Origin of the sequence: Microbacterium lushaniae (assembly GCF_008727775.1) — a bacterium.
Classification (GTDB): Bacteria; Actinomycetota; Actinomycetes; order Actinomycetales; family Microbacteriaceae; genus Microbacterium; species Microbacterium lushaniae.
Genome location: NZ_CP044232.1, coordinates 1,540,708 through 1,566,493 on the forward strand (window position 1 = coordinate 1,540,708; position 25,786 = coordinate 1,566,493).

Annotated in this window: 22 protein-coding genes and 2 pseudogenes; 20 read left to right on the forward strand and 4 right to left on the reverse strand. The window is 71.3% G+C overall.

All coding sequences use genetic code 11. The features are described from left to right. Positions 1–45 precede the first annotated feature (45 nt). From F6J85_RS07215 to F6J85_RS07250, 8 genes are read left to right on the forward strand one after another with little or no spacing between them, the layout of a single operon-like run. Positions 46–1,044, forward strand: coding sequence for an ABC transporter permease (locus tag F6J85_RS07215; protein WP_150921005.1), 999 nt, complete (start codon positions 46–48; stop codon positions 1,042–1,044). A 1-nt stretch (position 1,045) separates the two neighbouring features. After that, positions 1,046–2,944, forward strand: a complete 1,899-nt coding sequence (locus tag F6J85_RS07220; RefSeq protein WP_150924434.1) for a dipeptide/oligopeptide/nickel ABC transporter permease/ATP-binding protein — start codon at positions 1,046–1,048, stop codon at positions 2,942–2,944. Then, entirely contained in the window at positions 2,941–3,708 is a 768-nt protein-coding gene (locus tag F6J85_RS07225; protein WP_150921003.1) for an ABC transporter ATP-binding protein, read from the forward strand. The genes F6J85_RS07220 and F6J85_RS07225 overlap by 4 nt, the downstream gene beginning before the upstream one ends. Next, positions 3,705–7,127, forward strand: coding sequence for a serine hydrolase (locus F6J85_RS07230; protein ID WP_150924435.1), 3,423 nt, complete (start codon positions 3,705–3,707; stop codon positions 7,125–7,127). Before F6J85_RS07225 ends, F6J85_RS07230 begins: the two co-directional genes overlap by 4 nt. Next, complete coding sequence (locus F6J85_RS07235; RefSeq protein WP_150924436.1) at positions 7,124–8,248, forward strand: M20 family metallopeptidase; 1,125 nt, start codon at positions 7,124–7,126, stop codon at positions 8,246–8,248. Before F6J85_RS07230 ends, F6J85_RS07235 begins: the two co-directional genes overlap by 4 nt. Further along, complete coding sequence (locus tag F6J85_RS07240; RefSeq protein WP_202980880.1) at positions 8,245–9,057, forward strand: GNAT family N-acetyltransferase; 813 nt, start codon at positions 8,245–8,247, stop codon at positions 9,055–9,057. The genes F6J85_RS07235 and F6J85_RS07240 overlap by 4 nt, the downstream gene beginning before the upstream one ends. Further along, a complete protein-coding gene (menC, locus tag F6J85_RS07245) occupies positions 9,054–10,160 on the forward strand; it encodes an o-succinylbenzoate synthase (protein ID WP_150921000.1) in 1,107 nt (368 codons plus the stop codon). Before F6J85_RS07240 ends, menC begins: the two co-directional genes overlap by 4 nt. A 17-nt stretch (positions 10,161–10,177) precedes the next feature. Further along, the gene (locus F6J85_RS07250; protein ID WP_150924437.1) at positions 10,178–11,827 is read left to right on the forward strand and encodes a PucR family transcriptional regulator; all 1,650 of its coding nucleotides are present in this window, start codon (positions 10,178–10,180) and stop codon (positions 11,825–11,827) included. A gap of 9 nt (positions 11,828–11,836) precedes the next feature. Here the strand turns inward: F6J85_RS07250 and F6J85_RS07255 are convergent, their stop codons facing one another. After that, positions 11,837–12,784, reverse strand: coding sequence for an ADP-ribosylglycohydrolase family protein (locus tag F6J85_RS07255; protein WP_150924438.1), 948 nt, complete (start codon positions 12,782–12,784; stop codon positions 11,837–11,839). Between the two features lie 122 nt (positions 12,785–12,906). On the opposite strand from F6J85_RS07255, the pseudogene F6J85_RS18270 reads away from it, so the two are divergent. The 3 genes and pseudogenes from F6J85_RS18270 to F6J85_RS07265 form a co-directional block, all read left to right on the forward strand. Further along, positions 12,907–13,005 (forward strand): annotated as a pseudogene (locus F6J85_RS18270) (DUF2510 domain-containing protein); the annotation flags it as partial. Positions 13,006–13,071: 66 nt separating this feature from the next. Further along, complete coding sequence (locus F6J85_RS07260; protein WP_238707084.1) at positions 13,072–13,839, forward strand: G5 domain-containing protein; 768 nt, start codon at positions 13,072–13,074, stop codon at positions 13,837–13,839. 59 nt (positions 13,840–13,898) lie between these two features. After that, positions 13,899–14,630, forward strand: coding sequence for an HNH endonuclease family protein (locus F6J85_RS07265; RefSeq protein WP_202980881.1), 732 nt, complete (start codon positions 13,899–13,901; stop codon positions 14,628–14,630). Between the two features lie 16 nt (positions 14,631–14,646). Here the strand turns inward: F6J85_RS07265 and F6J85_RS07270 are convergent, their stop codons facing one another. After that, a complete protein-coding gene (locus F6J85_RS07270) occupies positions 14,647–15,153 on the reverse strand; it encodes a DUF4188 domain-containing protein (RefSeq protein WP_150924440.1) in 507 nt (168 codons plus the stop codon). 71 nt (positions 15,154–15,224) lie between these two features. Here F6J85_RS07270 and F6J85_RS07275 point away from each other — a divergent pair, with 71 nt between their 5' ends. The 6 genes and pseudogenes from F6J85_RS07275 (at position 15,225) to F6J85_RS07300 (ending at position 22,513) form a co-directional block, all read left to right on the forward strand. Further along, a complete protein-coding gene (locus F6J85_RS07275; protein WP_150924441.1) occupies positions 15,225–15,839 on the forward strand; it encodes a MerR family transcriptional regulator in 615 nt (204 codons plus the stop codon). A 64-nt stretch (positions 15,840–15,903) separates the two neighbouring features. After that, the gene (locus F6J85_RS07280) at positions 15,904–17,193 is read left to right on the forward strand and encodes an HNH endonuclease signature motif containing protein (RefSeq protein ID WP_238707085.1); all 1,290 of its coding nucleotides are present in this window, start codon (positions 15,904–15,906) and stop codon (positions 17,191–17,193) included. A gap of 273 nt (positions 17,194–17,466) precedes the next feature. Continuing rightward, positions 17,467–18,941: pseudogene (gene rpsA, locus F6J85_RS07285) on the forward strand (30S ribosomal protein S1). A gap of 990 nt (positions 18,942–19,931) precedes the next feature. Next, positions 19,932–20,660: a class I SAM-dependent methyltransferase gene (locus tag F6J85_RS07290; RefSeq protein ID WP_150924442.1), complete on the forward strand. Its 729-nt coding sequence runs from the start codon at positions 19,932–19,934 to the stop codon at positions 20,658–20,660. A 45-nt stretch (positions 20,661–20,705) separates the two neighbouring features. Then, a complete protein-coding gene (locus F6J85_RS07295; protein WP_238707086.1) occupies positions 20,706–21,947 on the forward strand; it encodes an MFS transporter in 1,242 nt (413 codons plus the stop codon). Between the two features lie 29 nt (positions 21,948–21,976). Then, positions 21,977–22,513, forward strand: a complete 537-nt coding sequence (locus F6J85_RS07300) for a hypothetical protein (RefSeq protein WP_150924443.1) — start codon at positions 21,977–21,979, stop codon at positions 22,511–22,513. 63 nt (positions 22,514–22,576) lie between these two features. On the opposite strand, the gene F6J85_RS07305 is transcribed toward F6J85_RS07300, so the two are convergent. Continuing rightward, positions 22,577–23,152 (reverse strand): dihydrofolate reductase family protein, encoded by a 576-nt coding sequence (locus F6J85_RS07305; RefSeq protein ID WP_150924444.1) that lies wholly within the window; start codon positions 23,150–23,152, stop codon positions 22,577–22,579. A 71-nt stretch (positions 23,153–23,223) separates the two neighbouring features. Here F6J85_RS07305 and F6J85_RS07310 point away from each other — a divergent pair, with 71 nt between their 5' ends. From F6J85_RS07310 to F6J85_RS07315, 3 genes are all read left to right on the forward strand, one after another. Further along, entirely contained in the window at positions 23,224–23,790 is a 567-nt protein-coding gene (locus F6J85_RS07310) for a TetR/AcrR family transcriptional regulator (protein ID WP_150924445.1), read from the forward strand. A gap of 115 nt (positions 23,791–23,905) precedes the next feature. Then, positions 23,906–24,091: a hypothetical protein gene (locus F6J85_RS17955; protein WP_238707087.1), complete on the forward strand. Its 186-nt coding sequence runs from the start codon at positions 23,906–23,908 to the stop codon at positions 24,089–24,091. A gap of 5 nt (positions 24,092–24,096) precedes the next feature. Further along, entirely contained in the window at positions 24,097–25,074 is a 978-nt protein-coding gene (locus tag F6J85_RS07315) for an HNH endonuclease signature motif containing protein (protein WP_238707088.1), read from the forward strand. A 121-nt stretch (positions 25,075–25,195) separates the two neighbouring features. On the opposite strand, the gene F6J85_RS07325 is transcribed toward F6J85_RS07315, so the two are convergent. Continuing rightward, positions 25,196–25,780, reverse strand: coding sequence for a TetR/AcrR family transcriptional regulator (locus F6J85_RS07325; protein WP_150924446.1), 585 nt, complete (start codon positions 25,778–25,780; stop codon positions 25,196–25,198). Between the last annotated feature and the right edge of the window lie 6 nt (positions 25,781–25,786).

Here is a 25,786-nt window from a genome sequence, read left to right on the forward strand (position 1 = left end):
TAACCGCGGTCGCACGACGACCGGCGCAGGAAGGAACGTCCCCCCATGGCCACCACGGCAGTCGCCCCGCTCCGCGAGGAGGTGCGCCGCGCCCGCGATCATCGCTGGCTGCGGTTCATCGCCCGGCGGACGGGGCGACTGCTCGTGTCGCTGTGGATCCTGGTGACCGCCGCCTTCCTGATGATCCACCTCATCCCGGGCGACCCCGTGCGCACGGCTCTGGGGCCGACGGCCTCCGCCGAGCTGGTCGCCGCCAAGCGCGAGTCGCTCGGGCTGAACGATCCGCTGCCGGTGCAGTACATCGACTACCTCCGCGGCCTGCTCGTCGGCGACTTCGGCATCTCGATCCAGTCGAGCCTGCCTGCCGTCGACGTGATCACGGTGCGGCTTCCGGCCACCGCGAGCCTGGCCCTGCTCGCGTTCGTCTTCGCCGTCGCCATCTCCGTGCCGGTGGGCGTCATCATGGCCGTCGCCACCCGTCGTGGCCGGCGCCGCAAGCTCGAGCTCGGGTTCGCCACGGGCAGCGTCCTGGTCTCGGCGATCCCCGACTTCCTCCTGGGCGTCGCGCTCGTGGCGGTCTTCGGCGTCTCGCTCGGATGGCTCCCCATCGCCGGGCGCAGCGGCCCGGAGTCCTACATCCTGCCCGTCATCGCCCTCTCGCTCGGCCCGGCCGCCGTCCTGGCCCGCATCGTGCGCGTCGAGATGCTCGGCGTGCTGGAGGCGGACTTCGTCCGCACCGCCCGCGCCAAGCGGCTGCCGGCGTGGCGCATCCACCTCACGCACGCCCTCCCCAACGCCGTGACCGCCGCCCTCACCCTCGGCGGTCTCCTGCTGGGCTCGCTCGTGGTGGGCACCGTGCTCGTGGAGAACGTCTTCGCGTGGCCGGGCCTGGGCTCCACGATCGTGTCGGCCATCCAGACGAAGGACTACCCGATGGTGCAGGCGACGGTGCTCGTGTACGGCGCCGGGGTGCTGATCATCAACACCGTCGTCGATGCCATTCTGGCCGCGCTCGATCCGCGCACCACCGTGGGGGAGCACTGACATGCGCATCCTGCGCCGCACCCTCATGACGCCGCTGGGCGCGACGGCGGCCGTACTGCTGACGCTCGTGCTCCTGACCGCGATCTTCGCCCCCGTCCTGTGGGGTGCGCAGGCCGACACGTTCGACACGGACGACATCCTCGCCGGCCCGTCCGGCGAGCATCTCATCGGCACCGACGGGCTGGGCCGCGACCTGCTCCTGCGGGTCCTGGTCGCCACGCGCCTGTCGGTCGTGCTCGCCCTCACCGCCACCTTCGTCGCGGTGAGCGCGGGGCTTCTGCTCGGAGTCGCGCCGTACCTGCTGGGGCGGGCGGGGCGCCCGGTCACGTGGTTCGTCGGCATCGCCGTCGCCTTCCCGGGTCTCCTGCTCGCGCTGTTCTTCGCCGTCATCTTCGGCAGCGGCTGGGTGGGGGCGACCCTCGCGATCGGCCTCGCCGGCGCGCCGTCGTTCGGCCGGCTGTGCCAGACGCTCGTGGCCGGCATCGCGGCGCGCGATTTCGTCGCCGCCGCGCGCGTGGGCGGCGTCGGCCGCGTGCGCGTGCTGTTCCGCCACATCCTGCCCAACATCGGCGAACCGCTCATCGTGAACGCCACGATCGGTGCAGGCGGTGCGCTGCTGTCGTTCGCGGGGCTGTCGTTCCTGGGCCTGGGGGTGCAGCCGCCCGAGTACGACTGGGGCCGCCTCATGATGGAGGGCCTGTCGGGCATCTACATCAATCCGCTGGCGGCGCTGGCCCCCGGCTTGGCCGTCGTCATCGCCGGCCTCGCGTTCAACCTCGTCGGGGAGTCGGCCGCGCGCGCCCTGGGGATCCGCAGCACGGGCCTCATCGCGACGCTCGCGACGGTGCAGCCGCGCACGGCGCGCCCCGAATCCGCGCCCGCCGCCGACGAGGTGCTCGCCGTGCGCGATCTGACGGTGACCTTCCCCGGTCCCGATGGGCCCGTGTCGCCCGTGCGCGGTGTGTCGTTCACGGTGCGCCGCGGAGAGGTCGTCGGCATCGTCGGAGAGTCGGGTTCGGGGAAGTCGCTCACCGCGCTGTCGATCGCACAGCTCGTCGAGTCGCCGGGGGTGGTGGATGCCGCGACCCTGCGCTTCCTCGGAACCGAACTGCTCGAGGGCGGCCCCGCCGAGCACCGGCGCCTGCTGGGCACGTCGTTGGCGATGGTGTTCCAAGACCCCATGACGAGCTTCAACCCGACCAAGCGCATGGGCGCGCAGCTCAGCGAGGTGGCGATCCACCACGGCGGCATGACCCGTCGCGAGGCGCACGCGCGGGCGGTGGATCGGCTCGCGGCCGTCCGCATCGCCGACCCGGCGAGACGTGCCAAGCAGTACCCGCACGAGTTCTCCGGCGGCATGCGCCAGCGCGCGATGATCGGCATGGGCCTCATGGGCAGCCCCAGGCTCATCATCGCCGACGAGCCCACCACGGCGCTGGACGTGACGGTGCAGCGCCAGGTGCTGAACCTGCTGAAGGCCATCCGCGACGAGGACGACGTCGCGATCCTGCTGATCAGCCACGATGTCTCGGTGGTCGCCGAGATCTGCGACCGCGTGCTCGTGATGTACGCCGGGCGCATCGTGGAAGACCTGCCCGCGTCCCAGCTCAGTCGTGCCCGCCATCCCTACACGCGCGCGCTGCTGGCCGCCGTGCCCGACATGGAGACCGACCTCCAGCGCCCGCTGGCGACGGTGCCCGGCCGCCCCGTCGACCCCGCGCACATGCCGGCGGGATGCGCCTACGCGGCGCGCTGCCCGCTCGCCGACGCGCACTCCCGGGCGGTGGAGCCGCCGCTGGTGGCGGATGCGACGGGCGCCCGTGTCGCGTGCTGGCACGCGGGCGAACCCCTGCCGGTCCCCGTCGTGCCCGCGCGCGATCCGGAGGAGGTCGTGGCATGAGCGAACTGCGCTTCGAGGACGTCAGCGTGCGCTTCGGGTCCGGCCGGTCGGCGACGACCGCCGTGGACGGGGTGACTCTCACGATCCCCGACGGAGAGGTGCTCGGGCTGGTGGGGGAGTCGGGCTCGGGCAAGTCGACGGTGGCCCGTGCGGCGGTGGGGCTCGTTCCCCTGCACCAGGGCCGCATCCTCCTGGACGGGCAGCCGATCGACCCGCGCCGCGGGCGCCGTCCGCTGCAGATGGTGTTCCAGGATCCGTTCTCCTCACTCGATCCGCGCATGACGATCGGTGCGAGCATCGCCGAGATCATGCCCAGGGGGATGGGCCGCTCCGCCCAGCGGGCGGAGGTCGAACGGCTCCTGGACCTCGTGCACCTGGACCCGGCGCGGGCCGGCGCCTATCCGGCGGACCTCTCCGGCGGTCAGCGCCAGCGCGTCGCGATCGCCCGTGCGCTTGCCGGTCAGCCGAAGGTGCTCATCGCCGACGAGATCACCTCCGCGCTGGACGTGTCCATCCAGGGGGCGATCCTCAACCTCGTCCGCGAGCTTCAGGCCGAGCTCGGACTGTCGATGCTCTTCATCTCCCACAACCTCGCCGTCGTGCGCTACGTCGCCTCCCGCATCGCCGTCATGCATCAGGGCCGCATCGTCGAGCAGGGACCCACGTCCGACGTCCTGAGCGACCCGCAGGACGACTACACCCGCGAACTCCTGGCCGCCATCCCCGGCCGGATCCCGCTTCACGCGCAAGGAGAACACCCGTGACCCGCAGACTGCGTATCGGCGACCTGGCCGCCCTCACGATCCCCAGCCAGCCCGCACTCTCACCCGACGGCGCGCGGATCGCGTACGTCCTGGGGGGCGTCGACACGCAGGACGACCGGTCGGTGAGCTCGCTGTGGCTGGCCGAGCGGGATGCCGCGCCCCGCCGGCTCACGCGAGGTCTCGCGGATGCCGCGCCGGTGTTCTCCCCGGATGGGCAGACGCTCGCGTTCCTCCGCGAGGGACAGGTGTGGACGCTGCCGCTGGCCGGGGGAGACGCGCAGCAGCGCACGAGCCTCCCGCTGGGCGCGGGGCCCGCGGTGTGGAGCCCCGACGGCGCCACGATCGTGTTCGCCGCACCCGTCGACCTCCTTGCCGACGAGGACGAGTCGGACGAGGACCGCGCGGCACGCGAATCCAGCCCGATCGTCACCGACGGCGCGGGCTACCAGGCCGACGGCATGGGCTTCCTCCGCGGCATCCGCACGCAGCTGCACGCGCTGGATGTCGCCTCCGGAGAGGTCCGGCAGCTCACCGACGCCGACGCGTTCGCCTCCGGCCCGGCGTGGTCGCCCGACGGCACGCGGCTGGCGTACGTCGCCAAGCCCGCCGGCGTGGACGATCTCACCTACCGCTCCGCCGTGCACGTGCTGGACCCCGCCGACCCGGCCGCACCGCCGGCGATCGTGGCCTTCGAGGGCGGGGCCGCGGCGACCGTCGCCTACGCGCCGGACGGCCGCATGGTCGTCGCCGGCTGGCCGGGGGAGCCCACCGGCATCGCACGGCTGTACCGCGTCGACCCGGCCACGGGCGAAGCCGTGGAACTGGCCGCAGCCCTCGATCGCAACATCATGCCCGGCGGGCCCGGCTACCCCGGCGGCCTCCCGCAGGTGTCCACCGCCGGCGACGTCGTCTTCGCCGCCCGCGACCGCGGCTGCACGCACGTGTACGCCGTGGCGCTGGAGGGCGGGGAACCCCGGCTCGTGCACGGTGGCGACGCCCACGTCGTCAGTGGGCTCGCCGTCGCCGGCGACGATGCGGCGATCGTCCTGGCCACCGCGACCTCGTTCGGCGAGATCGTGCGCATCGACCTCGCCTCCGGCGACGAGCAGGTGGTCACCGACCACGGGGCCGCCCTCGGGGATGTCGAGCTCTTCGTGCGCGAATCGCGCGAGTTCGCCATCAGCGACGGCGTCACGGTGCAGGGCTGGATTCTGCGCGACCCCGCGCGCACCGGGCCTGCACCGCTCCTGGTCGACGTGCACGGCGGCCCGCACAACGCGTGGAACGGCGCGGTGGACGACATGCACCTGTACCACCAGGAGCTCGTCAGCCGCGGATGGAGCGTCCTCATGCTGAACCCGCGCGGCAGCGACGGGTACGGCGAGGAGTTCTTCACGGCCGTGAACGGACGATGGGGCGAAGTCGACGCGAAGGACTTCCTCGAGCCGGTCGACCAGCTCGTGGCCGAGGGCACCGCCGATCCGAAGCGGCTCGCGCTCACCGGCTACAGCTACGGCGGGTTCATGACGTGCTACCTCACCAGCCGCGACGACCGGTTCGCGGCGGCCGTCGCCGGCGGGGTCGTGAGCGACCTGACGAGCATGGGCGGCACGGCCGACGAAGCGCATCTGCTGAACGTGTTCGAGGTGGCCGCGATGCCGTGGGACCCGCGCGACCGCGACCGCATCGCCGCGATGAATCCGTACGCGCAGGTCGACCGCGTGCAGACGCCGACCCTCGTGCTGCACGGCGGCGCCGACGTGCGCTGCCCCGTGGGGCAGGCCGAGCAGTGGCATCTCGCCCTGCGCGAGCGCGGCGTGCCGACCCGTCTCGTGCTCTACCCCGGCGGCAGTCACCTCTTCCCGCTCGCGGGGCGGCCGAGCCACCGGATCGACTACAACACGCGCGTCGTGGAGTGGGTGGAGCAGTACGCGGCGGATGCGGCGGGCCCGCGCCCTGCCACGATCGACGCGGCGCGCTGGCAGCGGCGCCTCGTGGCGCTGGCCAAGCGCCACAAGGTCCCCGGCGCGCAACTGGGCATCCTCCGGCTGGGCGACGGCCGCGCCGACGATGTCGTGGTCGCCGCTCATGGGACTCTCAACAAGAATCTCGAGACCGCACCGGTGACGAAGGACTCGATCTTCCAGATCGGGTCGATCTCCAAGGTGTGGACGGCGAGCGTCATCATGCGTCTGGTGGACGAGGGCAGGCTCACCCTCGAGACGAAGGTGAAGGACGTCCTCCCCGGCTTCCGCCTGAGCGAGGACGAGCTCACCGACGGCGTCACGATCCGGCACCTGCTGACCCACACAAGCGGGCTGGACGGAGACGTGTTCACCGACACCGGGCGGGGGGATGACTGCATCCAGAAGTACGTCGACCTCCTCGACACGGCCGGCAAGAACCATCCGCTGGGCGCCACCTGGTCGTACTGCAACTCCGGTTACTCCGTGCTCGGGCGGATCATCGAGGTCCTCACCGGCAAGACGTGGGACGCGGCGATGAGTGAACTGCTCTACGAGCCGCTGGACCTCACGCACACGGTGACGCTTCCCGAGGACGCCATCCTGCACGGGGCGGCCGTGGGGCACGTCGAAGTCGCGGGGGAGCAGATCGTGACCCCCGCGTGGCTCCTGCCGCGCGGAATCGGCCCGGCCGGGCTCATCACCTCGCGCGCCGAGGACGTGCTCGCGTTCGCCCGGCTGCACATGACCGGTGGTGTGACGGCCGGCGGCGAGCGCATCCTCAGCGAGGACGTCGTGGCGCAGATGCAGGCCTTCCAGGCCGAGGTGCCCGACAAGCACGTCCTGGGCGACTCGTGGGGGCTGGGGTGGATCCGGTTCGACTGGAACGGCGACCGCCTGTACGGGCACGACGGCAACACCCTCGGTCAGGCGGCGTTCCTGCGCATCCATCCCGAGTCGGGCGTGGCCGTGACGCTGCTCACCAACGGCGGCCACACGCGCGACCTGTACGAGGAGCTCTACCGCGAGATCTTCGCCGAGCTGTCGGGCCTGGACATGAGCCACCCCGTCACGATCCCCGCCGAACCGGTCGAGGTCGACCTCACACCGTTCGTCGGCACGTACGAGCGCGCCTCGGTGCGCATGGAGATCTTCGCCGGTGAGGACGGGCCGCGACTGCGGACGACGATGCTCGGCCCGCTGGCGGAGCTCGAGCCCCACACCGTCGAGGAGTACCCGCTGGTCGCCCTGGACGACCACCTGTTCGCCCTGCGCGCCCCCGGCACCCAGACCTGGATGACGCTCACCTTCTACTCCCTCCCCACGGGCGAGGAGTACCTCCACTTCGGCGCGCGTGCGACCCCCAAGGTGTCGGACCGCGTGCCGGCCCCGGGCGCCCAGGCGTCGGCGGATGCTGCGGCCGAACCGGCGGAGAAGGTCGACGTGCCGGCATGATCACCGCTGCCTCCGACGTCGCGACGGACGTGCTCGTCGGCACGCTGCGTCGCCTGGTCGAATGCGAGTCGCCCTCCGCCGATCACGCCGCCGTGGCGCGCTCGGCCGACCTGGTCGCCGCGCTCGGCGAAGACCTGTTCGGCCGCGCCCCCGAGCGGATCGTCGTCGACGGCGTGTCGCACCTCCGGTGGTGTTTCGGCGCGCACACGCGCGTGCTCGTCCTGGCCCATCACGACACCGTCTGGCCCCTGGGCACGCTGGCGCGCCTGCCCTTCGCCGTGCACGAAGACACGCTGAGGGGGCCGGGATGCTTCGACATGAAGGCCGGGCTCGCGATGGCGCTGCACGCCGTGGCGGGGCTCGAGGAGCGCGACGGGGTCACGGTGCTCGTCACCGGCGACGAGGAGGTCGGCTCGCCGGCCTCTCGGGCGCTCATCGAAGACACCGTCCGCGGGGCGCATGCCGCGCTCGTGCTCGAGGCATCCGCCGACGGCGGCGCCCTGAAGCTCGAACGCAAGGGCGTGTCGCTGTACGAGATCGTGGTGCACGGGCTCGCCGCGCACGCGGGCCTGGAGCCCGAGCGGGGCGTCAACGCGACCGTGGCGCTCGCGCACGCCGTTCTGGCCGTCGCCGCCCTCGCCGACCCCGACCGGGGGACGACGGTGACCCCCACGGTGGCGCGCTCGGGTGCGACGACGAACACCGTCCCGGCGCTGGCGACCTTCTCGGTCGACGTGCGCGCGCGCACCGTGGCGGAGCAGGAGCGCGTGGATGCGGCGGTGCGGGCCCTCGCCGCGGAGGTTCCGGGCGCCCGCCTGGAGGTGCGCGGCGGCGTCAACCGCCCGCCACTGGAGGCCGCGGCATCCGCGGCGCTGTTCCAGCGGGCACAGCACATCGCCGCGGGGCTGGGTCTCGAGCCGCTTCGAGGGGCCGCGGTGGGCGGCGCCAGCGACGGCAATTTCACGGCGGGTGCGGGCGTGCCCACGCTGGACGGTCTGGGGGCGGTGGGCGGGGGCGCCCACGCCGAGCACGAGCACGTGGTGGTGGCCGAGCTCGCCCCGCGCACGCGCCTGCTGCGCGCGCTCATCGGCGACCTCGCCGCAGATCAGGAGACGCCATGACCGATCTGATGTTCGCCGACGTCGTCGTGGCGACCGCGCTGTCGGCCGCCGAGACGGCGGCGGAGGCGGCCGGCGTCCACGTGCGCGAAGTGGCAGGCGTGTCCGAGCAGGCCGCTGTGGTCGACCTGCTGTCCCGGATCTGGGGGAGAGGGCCCGACAACCCCACCGTGCCGCCGGAGCTCCTGCGCGCCCTCGGCAAGGCGGGCAACTACATCGCGGGCGCCTTCGCCGGCGACGAACTCGTCGGCGCGACGATCGGGTTCCACTCGGCGCCGGACCGGCATGCGCTGCACAGCCACATCGCGGGGGTGGCCGCATCCCATATCGGGCGGTCGGTGGGCTTCGCCATGAAGCTGCATCAGCGCGGATGGGCGCTCTCGCGCGGCATCGACGCGATCGAGTGGACGTTCGACCCCCTCGTCTCGCGCAACGCGTACTTCAACATCGTCAAGCTGCATGCGCTGCCGGTGGAGTACCTCACGAACTTCTACGGAGCCATGTCCGACGCCATCAACAGCGACGGCGAGACCGACCGGATGCTCGTGCGGTGGGAGCTGCGCGAGGACGACGTCGCGGACGCTGCGGCGGGTCATCCGCCGGCCGTCTCCGCCGACTTCCCGCGCCAGGTCACCGTCGCCGTGCCGGCCGACATCCAGGCGCTCCGCGAAACCGACGTCGAGGCGGCTCGCGCGTGGCGGCGGACGCTGCGCGAGCAGCTCACCACCCACCTGGACTCCGGCGGGAAGGTCGTCGGCTTCGACCGCACCGAGGGGTACATCATCAGGCTCGGAGAGGGAAACACCGTATGAAGATCGAGGGCTTCGAACTGCGCCGCGTGGCGATGCCGCTGGCGTCGCCGTTCCGCACGTCGTTCGGCACGCAGACCGACCGCGACATCCTGCTGGTGAAGGCGGTGACGGATGCTGCCGAGGGCTGGGGCGAGTGCGTCACACTGCCCGACCCGGTGTACTCGCCCGAGTACACCGAGGGCGCCGTCGACGTCATGAAGCGCTTCTTCATCCCCGCCCTCGGGGCCGCCGGCATCCCCGACGCCAACGCCGTCGCCGAGGTGCTGAAGCCCTTCAAGGGGCATCGCATGGCGAAGGCGGCGCTGGAGACCGCCGTGCTCGACGCCGAACTGCGGGCAGAGGGACGCTCGTTCGCACGGGAGCTCGGATCCGTGCACGACACCGTGCCGTGCGGGGTGTCGGTGGGGATCATGGACTCGGTGCCGCAGCTGCTGGACGCCGTCGGGGGCTACCTCGACGAGGGCTACGTGCGCATCAAGCTCAAGATCGAACCCGGCTGGGACGTCGATGTCGTCCGGGCGGTGCGCGAACGCTTCGGCGACGAGGTGCTGCTGCAGGTCGACGCCAACACCGCGTACACGCTGCGCGACGCACCCCACCTCGCCAAGCTCGACGCCTTCGACCTGCTCCTGATCGAGCAGCCCCTGGAGGAGGAGGACGTGCTCGGCCACGCCGACCTCGCCAAGCTCGTGAAGACCCCCATCTGCCTGGACGAATCGATCACGTCGGCGCAGACCGCGGCCGCCGCGATCCGCCTGGGCGCCACGAGCATCATCAACATCAAGCCCGGCCGGGTCGGCGGGTATCTGGAGGCCCGCCGCATCCACGATCTCGCGTCCGCCCACGGCATCCCGGTGTGGTGCGGGGGGATGGTCGAATCAGGCCTCGGCCGCGCGGCGAACATCGCGCTGGCGTCGCTGCCGGGCTTCACGCTCCCCGGTGACGTGTCGGCCAGCGGGCGCTTCTACGCCACCGACATCACCGAGCCCTTCGTCATGCAGGACGGCCACCTCACGGTGCCGACGGGTCCGGGCCTGGGCGTGACGCCGGTGCCGCACATCCTCGACGAGCTGACCACCGCCGTGGAGTGGGTTCCGATCTGACGGCTATGCTCCCCCTCATGAGCACGGGCCGCGCGGAGGGCTTGGCGCGGTCGAGTCTGGGTCGCGTCATCGACGACCTCGGCGTCACGCTCCTGGACGTCGCGCACGGCCGCATCGACGCCGAGCTCGACGTCGGCGGCGTCGTCATCCACGACCCCGCCGACGAGCCGGTCTACCCGCCGGGCGCGATCGTGCTGGGTGTGGGCGTGCGCGGCGGGACCGGGATCACGGCGCTGCTCGGCGAGCTCGGCGAGCACGCGGTGGCCGCGCTCGTGGTGCGCTCGCCCGTCGAGGTGACCGACGAGGTGCGCGCGGCCTGCGACGCCCACGGGATCGCGCTGCTGGGCCTCGCGCGCGGCGCGACGTGGACGCAGCTGGCGGCCCTGCTGCGGTCGCTGCTGGCCGAGGACGACATCGGCGAGACGCACGTGGAGTCGCTCGGGGGCCTTCCCTCCGGCGACCTCTTCGCCGTCGCCGGTGCCATCGCGTCGCTCCTGGACGCGCCCATCACGATCGAGGATCGCTCCTCGCGCGTGCTCGCCTTCTCGGGGCGGCAGGAGGAGGCCGACGCGTCGCGCGCGGAGACGATCATCGGCCGCCAGGTGCCCGAGCGATACGCGCGCGTGCTCACCGAGATGGGCGTGTTCCGCGACCTGTACCGCGACGACCGTCCCGTCGTGGTCGACCCCATCCGACTGGGCGAGGGAGCGACGACCCAGCGCGTCGCGATCGCCGTGCGAGCCGGGGACGAGGTGCTCGGCTCGATCTGGGCGGCGATGGACGGCCCCCTCACGGCGGAGCGCACGGCGACGCTGCGGGATGCGGCCAAGCTCGTCGCGCTGCACCTGCTGCGCGTGCGGGCCGGCGCCGACGTGCAGCGGCGGCTGCGCACCGAACTGGTCAGCACGGCGCTGGAGGGCCGCGGCGGCGCGAGCGATGCGCTCGGGCGCCTCAGCCTCACCGGGCGCCGCGTGTGCGTGATCGCCGCGGCACTGGTGGCCGGGGGACGGGCGGCTGCGCCCGCGGAGCAGCAGCAGCTCGCCGAGCGGGAGCGATTCACCGACGCCCTCGCCGTGCACCTGTCGGCGGTGCAGCCGGGGGCTGCCGCCGCGCTCGTGGGCGACGTCGTGTACGCGATCCTCCCGGCTGCAGGTGAAGAGGCCGAGGAGCGGTCGGTGCGCGTGCTGGAGGAGTTCCTCGAGCGCGTCGGCACCCGCATGCCCGCCGTCGTGGCCGTGGGGCCGGCATCCGACGACATCGCAGGGCTCGCCCGTTCCCGGGCGTCGGCTCTGCGCGTGCTCCGGGTGCTGCGCGAACAGGCGTCGGCGTCGGCGGTGCGGCGCCCCGTCGCGCGTGTGGCCGACGTGCAGACCGACTCGCTGCTGCTCGAACTGCGCGACCTCCTCGCCGCCCGCGGTGACCGGCTGAGCGGACCGGTGAGCCGGCTCGCCGAACACGACGATCGCGGCGACGGACGTCTCGTGGAGACGCTGCAGGCGTGGCTGGACCACTTCGGGGATGTCGGGGCGGCGGCTGCGGCATCCTTCGTCCACCCCAACACGTTCCGCTACCGGCTGCGCCGGGCGGCGGAGGTGTCGGGGCTCGACCTCACCGACCGCGACGCGCGGTTCGCCGCGATGCTGCACCTGCGGATGCTGGGCCGCTGACGCCCCGGGTCACGAGACGTGGCGTTCGGCGGCCAGGGCCGCCAGGTGCGCGAGGTCGTCGGCTCCGAGACCCGGCCAGCCGTGCAGCATCCGGCTCCACGCCACCGGCACGGCGCCGGCTCCGTACACCGCGCCGGCGAGCGAGCCGGCGATGGCGGCGACGGTGTCGGTGTCGTTGCCGCCGCGCACGGCGCGCTCCAGCGCCTCCACGAGCGATCCCGACCCGGCGACGGCCGACAGCGCCGCCTGGAACGCGCGGACGACCCACCCGTTCTCCGCGGCGAAATCACGGGGGTGCGCCCCGGGCGCCATGGCTTCCTCGATCAGCGCCGCCCAGCGGTCGCGGCGCGCAGGTGGCAGCCATGCCACCTGACCGCGCACGTCGAGCTCCCCGGTGAGGATCGCGTGGCGGATCGCGAGAGACCACAGTGCGCACGCGTCGGCGTTGTCGTCCTCCCAGTGCGTCAGGCGCGCCACGCGGCCGGCGTCGGCGACCAGCGCCGCGGGGTCGTCGAGGTGACCGAGGGCCACGGGTCCGGTTCGCATGAGCGAGCCGTTGCCGCCGCTCCGTCCGGCGGCCAGGTGCACGGCCTCGGATGCCGCGAGCGCTTCGCTCTCCGTCGGAGTGGCGCCGAGGCGTCCGAGCACCGCGCGCGTCTGCGCGCCGACGTCCTTGGCCGTGGCCGCCCATCCGATCCACGCCGTCACGATGCCCGCCAGCACCCGCCCGTCGTCGAGCCGGTCGCCGGCGGCGAGCGCCTGGAGGATGGGCACCGCCATGCTCGTGTCGTCGGTCCACTCGCCGATGTCGTGCCCGAACGTGCCCCTCCCGAACTCGACGGGCGTCGCGTCGCTGAGCGCCGGCCCGAACTCGTACTGCGCGCCCAGCGCGTCACCGGCCGCCGAGGCGACGACGGCACCCACGGCGCGGTCGAGGTGGACGGTGGTCAGGGTCATGGCGGCTCCCGTTGCGTGGCGGTTCGAGGGGCACTCCGCATCGTACGGCGGCGGCGGGATTTGCGGCCGTTCATCGCGGTCTGGTTCACTGAGCCATCTGTTCGTCAGACTTGGGGGAGTCGATGACACGTATTCAGCCTGGCTGGTTTCCTGACCCGTCCGACGGCGCGACGGAGCGCTGGTGGGACGGCACGCAGTGGACGGGGAGCGTTCGGCCCTCCGGCGCCACTCAGCTGCTTCCACCGCCACCGAGTCGCCCTCGTGACAGTGGGCGGAGGAGAGTCCCGGTGTGGCTCTGGGTGGTGATGGGCGTGGTGGCGCTGATCCTCGCGGTGGTTCTCTCGCCGATCGTGGCGCTCATGGCGCTCGTCGTCCTGATCACGGGCATCGTCGCGCTGGCCAAAGGCACACCGACGTGGCTGAAGTTCGGTTCGCGGAAAGCAACGATGGCGATCACGGCGGCCGCCGCGCTGGTGTTCTTCGCGACGGGGAGCGTGAGTGCCGCGATCTATCCGACCTCGACACCGGTCGAAACCTCTCGGGATCGTGCTGCCGCCATCAGCACCCGATCTCCGTCTCCGGAGCCCGCGCACCCGTCGCCGTCTCCCGTGACGACCACGACCGAGGAGGTCGTGGTCCAGCCGGTCCCGTTCGAACGGACCACGGTCGAAGACGGCAGCATCCCGCGAGGGCAGTCGCAGGTGGCCACCGCGGGGCTGAACGGAGAGCGGGTGCTGACGTACCGCGTGACGACCGTGGACGGCAAGGAGACCGCGCGCGAGCTGGTGTCCGACGTCGTCCGGGCCGAACCCGTCACCGAGGTCACAGCCGTCGGCACGCTGGATCCACCGCCTGCCCCCGCGCCGGAGCCGGTGGCGCAGGGCTCGGGATGCGATCCGAACTACGCCGACGGATGCGTTCCGGTCGCCAGCGACGTGGACTGCGCCGGCGGGAGCGGGAACGGCCCGGCCTACCTGCAGGGCACCGCACGCGTCGTCGGATCGGACGTCTATGATCTGGATCGGGACGGGGACGGGATCGCCTGCAACAGCTGATCCGCCCCAGTACGGCGTGTGTCCGCGTCGTCATGGTGCGAGGGATCGGTAAGAGCGCAGTGAGTTCGAGCAAGCGTCTGCCGCGCGCCCACCGCCGCGCACGCGGCACCGCCCGGTCGCTGGTCGCGGTCTTCGCGGGCATCGCGGTGTGCCTGGGGCTGGCGGTCGTCGCACCCCTGTGGTTCGCCGACTCCGCCCCCGGCGCGGCTCCCGCGCCCGTGGCGTCGAGCCGCGACGTCGAGCACGCCCGCGCCGCACTCACCGGGCTGGAGACGGTGTCGGGACAGTCCATCGCCCGCTATTACCGGGAGTCGTTCGGGACGGCGTGGCACGACCTCGACCGGAACGGATGCGACACGCGCAACGACGTGCTGCGGCGTGACCTGCACGACACCGTCCTGAAGGACGGGACGAACGGCTGCAAGGTGCTCGCCGGCGTGCTCGTGGACCCCTACACCGGCGAGCGGGTCGAGTTCGTCTCGGGGACGGACACGTCGGTGCTGGTCCAGATCGATCACCTCGTCCCGCTCGCGTGGGCGTGGCGGCACGGCGCGGAGTTCTGGAGCGATCAGGAGCGGCTGGCGTTCGCGAACGACCCCGACAACCTGCGGGCGACGGCGGGTGCGGTCAATCAGTCGAAGGGAGACTCGGGGCCGGAGGAGTGGCTGCCGCCGTCCGAGGCGGCGCACTGCGTGTACGTCTCCGACTACGTCGCCGTGCTCGATGAGTGGGACCTCGGTGTCACCGGCGAGGAGCGCACGGCGCTGGAGCGGGTCCTGGCACGCTGCTGAGCGCCGCGCGGCCTGTTCACTCCGCGTGGGACGGCGCCGTCCCAGCGGTGCGCCCTTCGGCGTAGCGGTCCCGCGCCCGGTCGTGGCGCTGGGTCACCGGCACGAGCTCGGTCGCCTTCGGAAGCCCCATCGGCTTCGTCGAGACGTACACGCTCTCGGCGCGCTCGACGAGGAACGTCTCGTGCCAGATCCCGACGGCGCCCGGGGCCTTCCGCGCCATCCGGTTGAAGCGCGTCCAGGCCGGCCGATGCTCCTGAGTGGGGGAGGAGGCGTAGTCGTACAGTTTGTCGATCGACGACCAGTACTGCACGACGTACGGCCCGCGGGCACCGAACAGGATGGCGTAGCCGAGCATGCCGGAGTCGGCCTCGGCAGTGAGCTCGCGCAGCATCCGCGGCATCGCCACGAACGCCGGCAGCCAGAGATCCGGCCGCCACCACCTGTTGATCTCCATGCCGATGTGGAACACGACGAGCTCGCCCTCGTGGCGATGCGTCATCCGCCCCTGCATGATCCGGGTCATGGCCTGCTCCTGTCCAGATAGTTGCGCTATCCAGCTTGGATACCGTTACTATCCGTGTCAAGAGGTGATGGATGCGAATCTCGGAACTGTCCGCGGCGGCCGGCGTGCCGGTGCCCACGATCAAGTACTACCTGCGCGAGAAGCTGCTGCCCGAGGGCAATCGCACGTCGGCGACGCAGGCGAGCTACGACGACGCGCACCTCCAGCGGCTCCGCGTCATCAGGGCGCTCATCGAGTCGGGCGTCAGCATCGCCGAGACGCGCAAGGTGATCGCCGCGCTGGATGCTCCGCCGCCGACTCCGTACGAGCTCCTCGGGGTGGCGCACGCCGCCGTCGCGCCCGGCGCGGAGGACGGCATCGACACCGCCGAGGCGGAGAAGCTGTTCGCACAGCTGGGCGGCGAGGCGGATCAGTGCGATCCGGCGCAGCTTGCCGGGCTGGCTCAGGCGCTGCGCAACGTCGAGCGGTCGGGATTCCAGATCCCGCCCGACGTGCTCACTGCGTACGTCGCAGCGGCCCGTCAGATCGCCGAGGCCGAGATCGCCGGCATCCCGACCGACTCGCTGGAGTCGGTCGTGCGCTACGTCGTGCTCGGGACGGTGCTGCCGGAGCAAGTGCTGCTCGCGCTGCGGCGCGTGGCCGAGCAGATCGTGTCGGCCGAGCGGTACGGTCGCGACGCCGGCTGATCCCGGTGGTCGAGGGCGGGACGTCGCAGACTCGAGTGTCGGAGGTATGTTCTAGTCTTCAGTCATGGCCACAGAGCGAATCGACCCGCCGGAGACTCCCTCCGTCGGTGTCGGCGCGCTCTGGGATGACGACCCCCGCATGGCACACCCGCTCGATCCGATCGATCTGGTGACCGAGGTGTCGAGCATGATGTCCGTGTTCGCCGCGCAGCGCTTCGAGCGCGTCGACGCCATGCATCAGGAAGCTCTGACAGAGCTCACGACGTTCCGCGGGGCCAGCCTCGAGATGATCGAGCGATCGTTGCGCCTGGAACTGGCCGCGGCACTCCAGATCACCGAGCGCGCCGCCGACCGGATGCTGATCACGGCTGAGGGCCTCGTCGACCGGTACCCCGCGATGCTCGCGTCGCTGCAGGGAGCCCGGACGACGGAGCGCCACGCGGAGGTGTTCGTCGAGCTCGTCGACACCGTCGAGCCGGAGTTGCGCGAACCCGTCGTCCCCCTCGCGGTCGAGTTGGCGGAGGCGCATCCGCTCGGCACTTTTCACCGTCTGCTGCGCAAACTCGTCGAAACGGTCCGCGCGGCATCCCTGGAAGAGCGCCATCGGGACGCGGTGGCGGCGCGCCGGGTCGTCATCGAGACGAGCGAAGACGGCATGGCGTGGCTGCTCGTGCATATGCCGGCCGTCGAGGCGCAGGCCGTGCACAACCGCATCACCGCCATCGCCAAGGTGCTCGGCGCGGAGGATGATGACGAGCGAACGCTCGACCAGCTCCGCGCCGATGTCGTGGGTGATCTGCTGGTCGACGGTGTCGTGGCGGCTCACCCCGGAGCCGCCCAGGGAATCCGGGCGACCGTCGCGGTGACGGTTCCGGCGCTGGCGCTTCTCAGCGACGAGTTGGCGCAGAAGTGCGAGCCGGCCCTCGTCGAGGGTGTGGGTCCCATCCCCATCGAGCGGGCGCGGGAGCTGTGCGGTTCGGCCGACGGCTGGATGCGTATCCTCACCCACCCTGAGAACGGAATGGTCCTTTCGGTCGGGCGCAAGAAGTACCAGCCCCCGAAGGCCCTCCAGCGACTGGTCCGCTGGCGTGCGGGCCGATGTATGGCTCCCGGATGCGGCCTTCCCGCTTCCCGATGTCAGATCGACCATCAGACGGCGTGGGAGGACGGCGGGCGGACGGAACTGACGAACCTCGCTCCGCTGTGCCAGGGACATCACACCGTGAAACATCACGGCGGCTGGGTGGTGCGGCAGCGGGAGGGGAGCAGCGGGGCGATCGAGTGGACGTCCCCTCTGGGTCGGCGTTACGTCGTCGAACCCGAACGCCGGGTGCCGGTCTTCCGCGCCGCATGAGATTCCCCGAACCTCGCGGCGCAGGAACATTTCGTCCGTCCCCGGCGTTTGCTAGTCTTGAGTGTCACTCGTGTGGCTCGTTCCGCACGTCCAGGCTCCGGCCTCAGTGACATCGCACGAAAACAATCCGCTTCGCTTCGGCTCACGCCGTCTCGTCTCGGTCGTCGCGCGAACTCGTTCGACGATCGTATGGCTGCGGACTGCTTCATCCCTCAACCGGGGGAGAGGCACGAGCAGAAGCCCGACACCAACCCCAATAGGACAACCCACTACATGACTACCGCAACGACCGCCCCGGCCACCAAGCAGGTCGCGATCAACGACATCGGCTCTGCTGAGGACTTCCTGGCCGCGGTCGAAAAGACCCTGAAGTTCTTCAACGACGGCGACCTCATCGAAGGCACCGTGGTGAAGATCGACCGCGACGAGGTCCTCCTCGACGTCGGATACAAGACCGAGGGCGTCATCCCCTCGCGCGAACTCTCCATCAAGCACGACGTCGACCCCAACGAGGTCGTCAACGTCGGCGACCACGTCGAGGCGCTGGTTCTCCAGAAGGAGGACAAGGAAGGCCGCCTCATCCTGTCCAAGAAGCGTGCGCAGTACGAGCGCGCGTGGGGCGACGTGGAGAAGATCAAGGAGACCGACGGTGTTGTCACCGGCTCCGTGATCGAGGTCGTCAAGGGTGGCCTCATCGTCGACATCGGCCTGCGTGGCTTCCTGCCGGCGTCGCTCATCGAGCTGCGCCGCGTCCGCGACCTCACGCCGTACCTCGGCCAGGAGATCGAGGCGAAGATCCTCGAGCTCGACAAGAACCGCAACAACGTGGTTCTCTCGCGCCGCGCGCTGCTGGAGCAGACGCAGTCCGAGTCGCGCTCGAACTTCCTCAACAACCTGCACAAGGGCCAGGTCCGCAAGGGCACGGTCTCCTCGATCGTCAACTTCGGTGCGTTCGTCGACCTGGGTGGCGTGGACGGCCTCGTGCACGTCTCCGAGCTCTCGTGGAAGCACATCGAGCACGCGTCCGAGGTCGTGGAGGTCGGCCAGGAGGTCACCGTCGAGATCCTCGAGGTCGACCTGGACCGCGAGCGCGTCTCCCTGTCGCTGAAGGCGACGCAGGAGGACCCGTGGCAGGTCTTCGCCCGCACCCACGCGATCGGCCAGATCGCACCGGGCAAGGTCACCAAGCTCGTTCCGTTCGGTGCCTTCGTCCGCGTCGCGGACGGCATCGAGGGCCTCGTGCACATCTCCGAGCTGTCGGGCCGTCACGTCGAGCTCGCCGAGCAGGTCGTGTCGGTCGGTGAAGAGGTCTTCGTCAAGATCATCGACATCGACCTCGAGCGTCGCCGCATCTCGCTCTCGCTCAAGCAGGCGAACGAGTCGGTCGACCCCTTCGGCACCGAGTTCGACCCGGCCCTGTACGGCATGGTCACCGAGTACGACGAGCGCGGGGAGTACAAGTACCCGAGGGCTTCGACCCGGAGACCAACGCCTGGCTCGAAGGATTCGACGAGCAGCGCGAGAAGTGGGAGCAGGAGTACGCCGCTGCCCAGGCTCGCTGGGAGGCCCACAAGGCTGCCGTCGCCAAGGCCCTCGAGGCCGAGGCGAACGCTCCGGCCGGTGGCTCTTCGGATGCTGCCGTCTCGACCGGTGGCGGAGGCTCGTACACCTCGGAGTCGGCCTCGGCCGGCACCCTGGCCGACGACGCCGCTCTCGCCGCTCTGCGCGAGAAGCTGTCGGGTCGCTGATCCAGCACTGAGTTGACGCTCAACGAGGCGGGCCGGAACCTTCGGGTTCCGGCCCGCTTTCGTGTGTCGCTGGGCCGTGTGAGCAAACTGAGGTCGACAGATGTCCATCTAGCAATGTGGGTTGACAGGACGTAGAACGGGGACATCGCCGCGGCGGCAGCGGATACGAGCGACCCGCGTGCGGGACTGCGGGCAGTCTCCTTGCTGCGGGTGCTGGCCGATGCGCTCGAGTTATGCCAGGTGCCTCGCGCTGGTGATCGGTGACGAGCGCGCCGGGTGGGTGCTGCGGGGGAGCGGCATCACGCTCGAGATCGCCCGCCCGGCGATCGCCGAGCAGCACGCCACGCAGCTCACATCGCCAGTCGCGGGGACAACCGTGGAGACGCCCCGCGCCGCCCCTCGCGGTACTCCTCATCTCGCCCGAACTCCTCAAATCCGGGGCCACCGCAGCAGGAAGAGTCCGGAAACCGGCCCATGCGGCGCGAAGTTGAGGAGTTCGGGCGCGGCGGGTGCTGACCTACGCGACCCTCCGCACCGGCCACACCTCCGCGTCTCGCCACGACTGGGGCTGCCTCCGTCGCCCCCGTCTGGGGGTGCCTCCGACGCGTTCCCCACCCGCGGGGTCCCGCCTCCGTCGCGTTCCCCACCCGCGGGGTCCCGCCTCCGTCGCCCGTGTCTGGGTCCCGCCTCCGTCGCGTTCCCCACCGTGTGGCCCCGCCTCCGTCTCGCCCGAACTCCTCAAAATGTGGGCTCTCTGCGGCGAAAGCTGCCTCGTACCGGCCTATGCGGGGCGAGCTTGCGGAGTTCGGGTGCGGCACGGACCTCGCTGAACCTCCTCGCTGAACACCCGCGCCGACGCGATCGCCGGCGGAAGCGGCCTGGACCGCGGCACCGGCTCGTTCGCGCAGTACCGCCCCGACGCGATGCTGCGCCCCGCGCGTGCGCCCGGCTCTCGCTGACCCCGGGAGCGGGAGGAGGTACGCTCCGGGGATGCCGGGGCCGATGCACTTCGACGAGCAGGCGGGCGAGTACGAGCGCGCCAGACCGCCCTACCCCGATGCGCTGTGGGCGCGCGTGCGCGAGCTCGGCGCGCTGCGCCCGGGTCGCCGCGCGGTCGACCTGGGTGCCGGGACGGGCCAGGCGACGGGTCCGCTGCTGGCGGCGGGCATGGACATGGTCGCCGTCGAACCGGGCCCGCGGCTGGCTGCACGCCTGCGCGAGCGATACCCCGCCGCACGCGTGCAGCCGGTCGCGGCCGAAGACGCCGAGCTCGACGACGCGGTCTTCGATCTCGCGGTGGCCGCGACATCTCTGCATTGGATGGACCTCGACGTCGTGCTGCCCAAGGTGCGCCGCGCCCTCACCCCGGACGGCTGGTTCCTCGTATGGCGCAACGTGTTCGGCGACCCGGATGCGGCGGTCACGCCATTCCGGGAACGGGTGGACGCGATCGTGGCACGACGCGGCGGCGCGTCGCGGCGGGCGCTGGAGGACACCGGCACGACGGCCGAGCGTCTGGTCGCCGGCGGGCTGTTCACCCTCGCGAGCGCCGACACGTTCCGCTGGTCGCTCGACCTCGACGAGGAGGTGGTGCGGCGGCTGTTCCGCACGTTCAGCGACTGGACGCCCGCGGAGGCGGATGAGGCCGCCGCCGCCGTGCGGGAGCTCGGAGGCGTCGTGACCGAGCGCTACACGTCGTGGCTCATCGCCCTGCGCTGATGACGCCGCACACCCCGCGGCCGCCGAGGCAATATCGTGAGGGGAGTGAGCGGCTTCAGCGGACACCTGCCCGGAAGCCGCGAATACCGTCGCCTGCTCGCGGGACTCTTCTTCGCCGGCATCGCCACCTTCGCGCAGCTGTACTCGCCGCAGGCGGTGCTCCCCATGATCGCCGCAGATCTGGGCGTCGCGCCGGCCACGGCGGCGCTGTCGGTCTCGGCCTGCACGCTGGGGCTCGCGGCGGCCGTGATCCCGTGGTCGATGGTGGCCGACCGCGTGGGACGGGTCCCCGCGATGGCGATCGGCATCCTCGCCGCCACCGTCCTGGGAGTGGCAGCGCCCTTCGCCGGCGACATCGGGCTGTTCCTCGTCGTGCGACTGCTCGAGGGGGCCGCCCTCGGTGCCGTCCCGGCGGTCGCGCTGGCCTACCTCAGCGAGGAAGTGGATGCCGGGCATGCGGCGGCCGCGGCGGGCAGCTACGTCGCCGGAACGACCGTCGGCGGCCTCGCCGGACGGCTCGTGTCGGGACCGGTCGCCGATCTCGTCGAATGGCGTGCGGGGCTGTGGGCCGTCGCGGGGCTGTGCGCGGCATCCGCCGTGCTGTTCCTGTGGCTGGTGCCGAGGGCGCGCGGGTTCGTCCTCCACCGTCACCTGCCCGAACGTGGACCGCGCATCGCCGCGCGGCTCGCGGTCAACCTGCGTTCGCCCGTGCAGCTCGTGCTGTACGCGCAGGCGTTCCTGCTGATGGGCGGGTTCGTCGGCATCTACAACTACCTCGGCTTCCACCTCACCGCCCCGCCGTTCGCGCTGCCGGCGTGGATCGTCACGCTCCTGTTCCTCGCGTACCTCGCCGGCACGCTCACCTCGCCGTGGGCGGGCTCTCTCGCCGCCCGCCACGGCCGGCTGCCCGTGCTGCTGGCGTCGGTGGGATGCAGCATCCTCGGACTCGTGCTGATGTTCGTACCCGTCGTCCCGGCACTGCTGGTCGGACTCGTCGTCTTCACGGCGGGGTTCTTCGGCGCCCACGCGATCGCCTCGGGTTGGGCGCCGACGGCCGCGCGGCCCGACACACGGGCGCAGGCGTCGTCGCTGTACTACCTGGCCTACTACGGCGGATCCAGCGTCTTCGGCTGGGCTCTCGGATGGCTCTTCGCCGACGTCGGGTGGGAGGTGTTCGTCGCCGCGATCATCGCAATGTGCGCCGTGGCCGGCGCCCTGGCCGCGCTCGCCCTCCGCCGCCCCGCCCCCACCCCCGCCCCCGTTCCCGGCGCGTCGCCGACGGGATGAGACGGGCGTGACCGCCGTACGCTGGCGGCGTGCATCGGCATCTTCCGCAGCGTGTGAGGGGCACCCAGCGACCCGGCGCGGAGTACTGGCGCGACGCGGGGGTGATCCTCGGCTGGAACCCGTCCCTGTGGGACGAGTGGCCCGGCTCGTACGCGGCGGTGGTCGCATCCGTCGCCGCGGGCACGCCGTTCCTCACGCAGTGGTCGGTCGGCGCGCGGAAGGACGTCGAACCGGGCACGGATGCGTGGCTCCTGCGTCAAGGCGGCTCCTACGGCCTCATCGGGCACGGCACCGTCATGACGCATCCCTACGAAGATGTCCACTTCGCCGATCCCCGGCGCACCGCGAGCTTCGTCGAGGTCGCCTTCGATGATCTCGTGGTCGAACGCGACCGCGTGCCGCGAGATGTCCTCGAAGTGGTGGTGCCCGAAGTGGCATGGCGCTTCCAGTTCCGCTCGGGCAACCGCATCGCGCCCGCGCCGAACCTGCGACTGCGCGAGGTGTGGGCCGATGCCGCGCGGGCACCGGAACCCCCGGTCGATCCCGCGAACATCCTCGACCGGTAGCACGCGCCGTGGAACAGCCCATAACGGGTGACACACGTGGACGCGGTCCCGCGGGAGATGCACTCACGCTCTGCCAGGGGAGGCGTACTCCTCGATCACGACACCCGACTCGAAGGAGCGGGTGCGGGTCAGGGCGAACGCGCGCGGCTCGTAGGGGGCGCTGCCGAACAGGGGGATGCCGGAGCCGAAGGCGACGGGGTTGCGTTTGAGGACGAGTCGGTCGATCTCCGGCAGAAGCGCGCCGGCGAGCTCGCCGCCACCGCACAGCCACAGGTCCAGACCGTCCTCCCGCTTCATGGTGCGGACCGTGGCGAGCGGGTCGTCGGTGAGGACGATCGCCGGGTCGACGTCGCGTGGGCGGCGACTTGCGACGACCTGACGCAGGTGCGGGTAGGGACTGGCGACACCGATATCCAGCGCGGGGGTGAGAGTGTTCCACCCCATGATCACCGTGTCGAAACGTGTCTTCGGCGGCTCGATCCCCAGCGCGGCGTGCGCATGCGCCGGCAGCGCATCCGCGTACTCGCCGAACACCACCGACGCGTGATCGCCTTCGACGAGGAACGCATCGAACCCGCCCGTCGGGTCGGCGATGTATCCGTCGACACTGACGGCGACGTAGTAGACGAGGTTTCGCATGGCGGCTCCGATCACGACATCTGTCGTGGTTAAAGTACAACAGGCGTCGTGGTTTGGCTAGCATGGGCGACATGGCTCGCAACGACGAACGACGCGCCGCCCTCGCCGACGCCGGGATCCGCGTGTTGGCCGGAGAAGGAGCCCGCGGTCTCACCCACCGAGCGGTCGACGCAGCGGCAGGCACGCCACGCGGCACGGCTTCGAACTACTTCCCGACTCGCGACGATCTCGTCTCCGCACTCGTCGACCGCATCGGAGAGCGACTCACGCCCGATCCCGACGTGGTTGCTTCGCGTGCCGCTCGGTCTCCCGACCGGGAGCTCTTCGCCGACTACCTGCGCGACGTCGTGCGGCGACTCAGCGCCGACCCGCATGTGTCCCTCGCCCTCTTCGAGCTGCGGCTGGAAGCCGCACGACGTCCTGCGGTCGCCACGGCGCTCGGGGCGTGGCGACAGCGTGCATTCCAGGAGGACCTGGCATTCAACGACGCCTCGGGCCTGCCAGGGGGGCGAACGGAGATCGCCCTGTTCCACTACGCGATCGACGGGCTGATGCTCGACCACCTCACCGCGCCGATCGACACCGGACTGTCCGTCGACGCGGTCATAGACGAGTTCGTCGACCGCCTACTTCAGTGATCCAGGTCTCAGCTCCCTACGCGCGCGTCAACAACCTCCTGGCCGGCGACGGCGAGTTCTCCACAGCCTCGGCCACTCCCACCGGAGTGTCGTAGATATGTTCTAAACTGGCGGCATGCCGGAAATGGATGAGCTGTACCAGCCGCCGGTGCCGGATGCGCTGGACGCCGTGGTGGAGACGGCTGATCTGATCGCCGCATTCGCCGCCCAGCGTCTCGTACGGGTGGACGCGATGCACCGCGAGTCGTTGGCCGACGCCGCGCGATACGGGCGCTCGTCCACCGCTACCCGGCCGCGCTGACCTGCTTGGAGCGCGCACAGATCACCGAGCAGCACGCCGAGATCCTCGTCGACGCGCTCGACACCCTCGAACCGCACCTGCGTGACCGGCTCCTGCCCGAGGTGATCGAGCTGGCGAAGACCCAGCCGGTGGGCTCCTTCCGGCGCAGGCTCCAGATCCTCGTGGAGACGGCCCGCTCGGCGACGTCGGCGGAACGGCACGAGGCGGCCCTCGGCCTGCGCCGCGTCGTCGTGGAGCCGGCCGGCGACGCGATGGCATGGCTGCACGCGCTCGTGCCCGCCGTCGAGGCGCATGCGATCTTCGGACGGCTCACCGCGATGGCCACGGCGATCACCGCCGCCGACGAGGAGTCCCGGACGCGGGACCAGGTGCGTTCCGATGTGCTGTGCGATCTGCTGATCGACGGCGACACGGCAGCGCATCCCGCCGAGGCCCGCGGCATCCGGGCGAGCGTCGTCGTCACCGTTCCCGCCTTGACCCTGCTCGCGCACGGCGACGCCGCGCGGGATGCGGCCGGACTTGCTCCCGCCGTCGTGGAGGGTGTGGGCCCCATCCCGCTCCACCGCGCGAAGGAGCTGTGCGGTGGCTCCGACGGGTGGATGCGGATCCTCACCCATCCCGAGACGGGAATGGTCCTCTCCGTGGGCCGGGTGAAGTACCGCGCACCGGATGCGCTCCGGAAGCTGGTGAGATGGCGGGCGGATCGATGTATGGGGCCAGGGTGCGCGATGCCGGCGACCCGGTGCGACATCGACCACACGATCGCGTTCCACGACGGCGGCGACACGTCGCTGCACAACCACGCACCGCTGTGCCGCGGCCACCACCGTGTGAAACACCACGGGCGATGGAACGTGCGGCAGCTTCCCGAGGCGGGAGGCGCTCTGGAATGGACTTCGCCCACCGGCCGAGGATACGTCGTGCAGCCCGAGCGACCGATGCCCGTCTTCCGCCCGTCGCACGCCGGCGACGCCCCCTTCTAGCTGTATTTCCCGAGACGTCACGAACGCGCGAGGATGGGACGTCGCCACCAAGTCCTGAGTGTGGGCGGTGATGGTTGTAGTGGTGCAGCCAGCGCGGACAGGGACCCGATGGCGAGTGTCATCAGCTACCCGCAGCGTCGACGTTGATCATGAGAAACCGCTGCAATGCGTCCGCAATCCGCGTCCCGTCGGCATCCTCCGTTCGGCGTTGCCCAAAAAGCAACCCGAAGAGAATGCCGGTGAGGAAGTCGATCAGATCTAATGCAGCTCCGTCGGCGTCGCTTCCGCCCAGCGCGACGAGCAGCTTTGCGGCCAGCTCTCGGGAGAACAGGCAACCCGCCAACTGCGCGCGCAACTCGGGATCGCCTTCGACCTCCGCCACCAGCGAGAACACCGCGAGGGCGTCATCGCGGCGAGGGCCTGCGAGTAAGAGAAGTTGGTCCGCCATGAGAGCCGCAGCCGTCCGCGGAGTGATCGTCACGGATACAGGTGACTCGTCGAAAGCCGCGCGCGAGTGCTCCCTTATGCGACCGATCGTCGCAACGACGAGGTCGTGACGGGTGCGGAAGTAGTACGACGTGGACCCCGTCGCGAGGCCGGCCGCCCTGTCGACGGCCTGGTGGGAAAGTGCGCGCGCACCCCCCTTGGCGAGCACAGCGATCGCATGATCGGTGATCAACGGACGTCGGTCTCCGGGTCTGGCCATCTGACT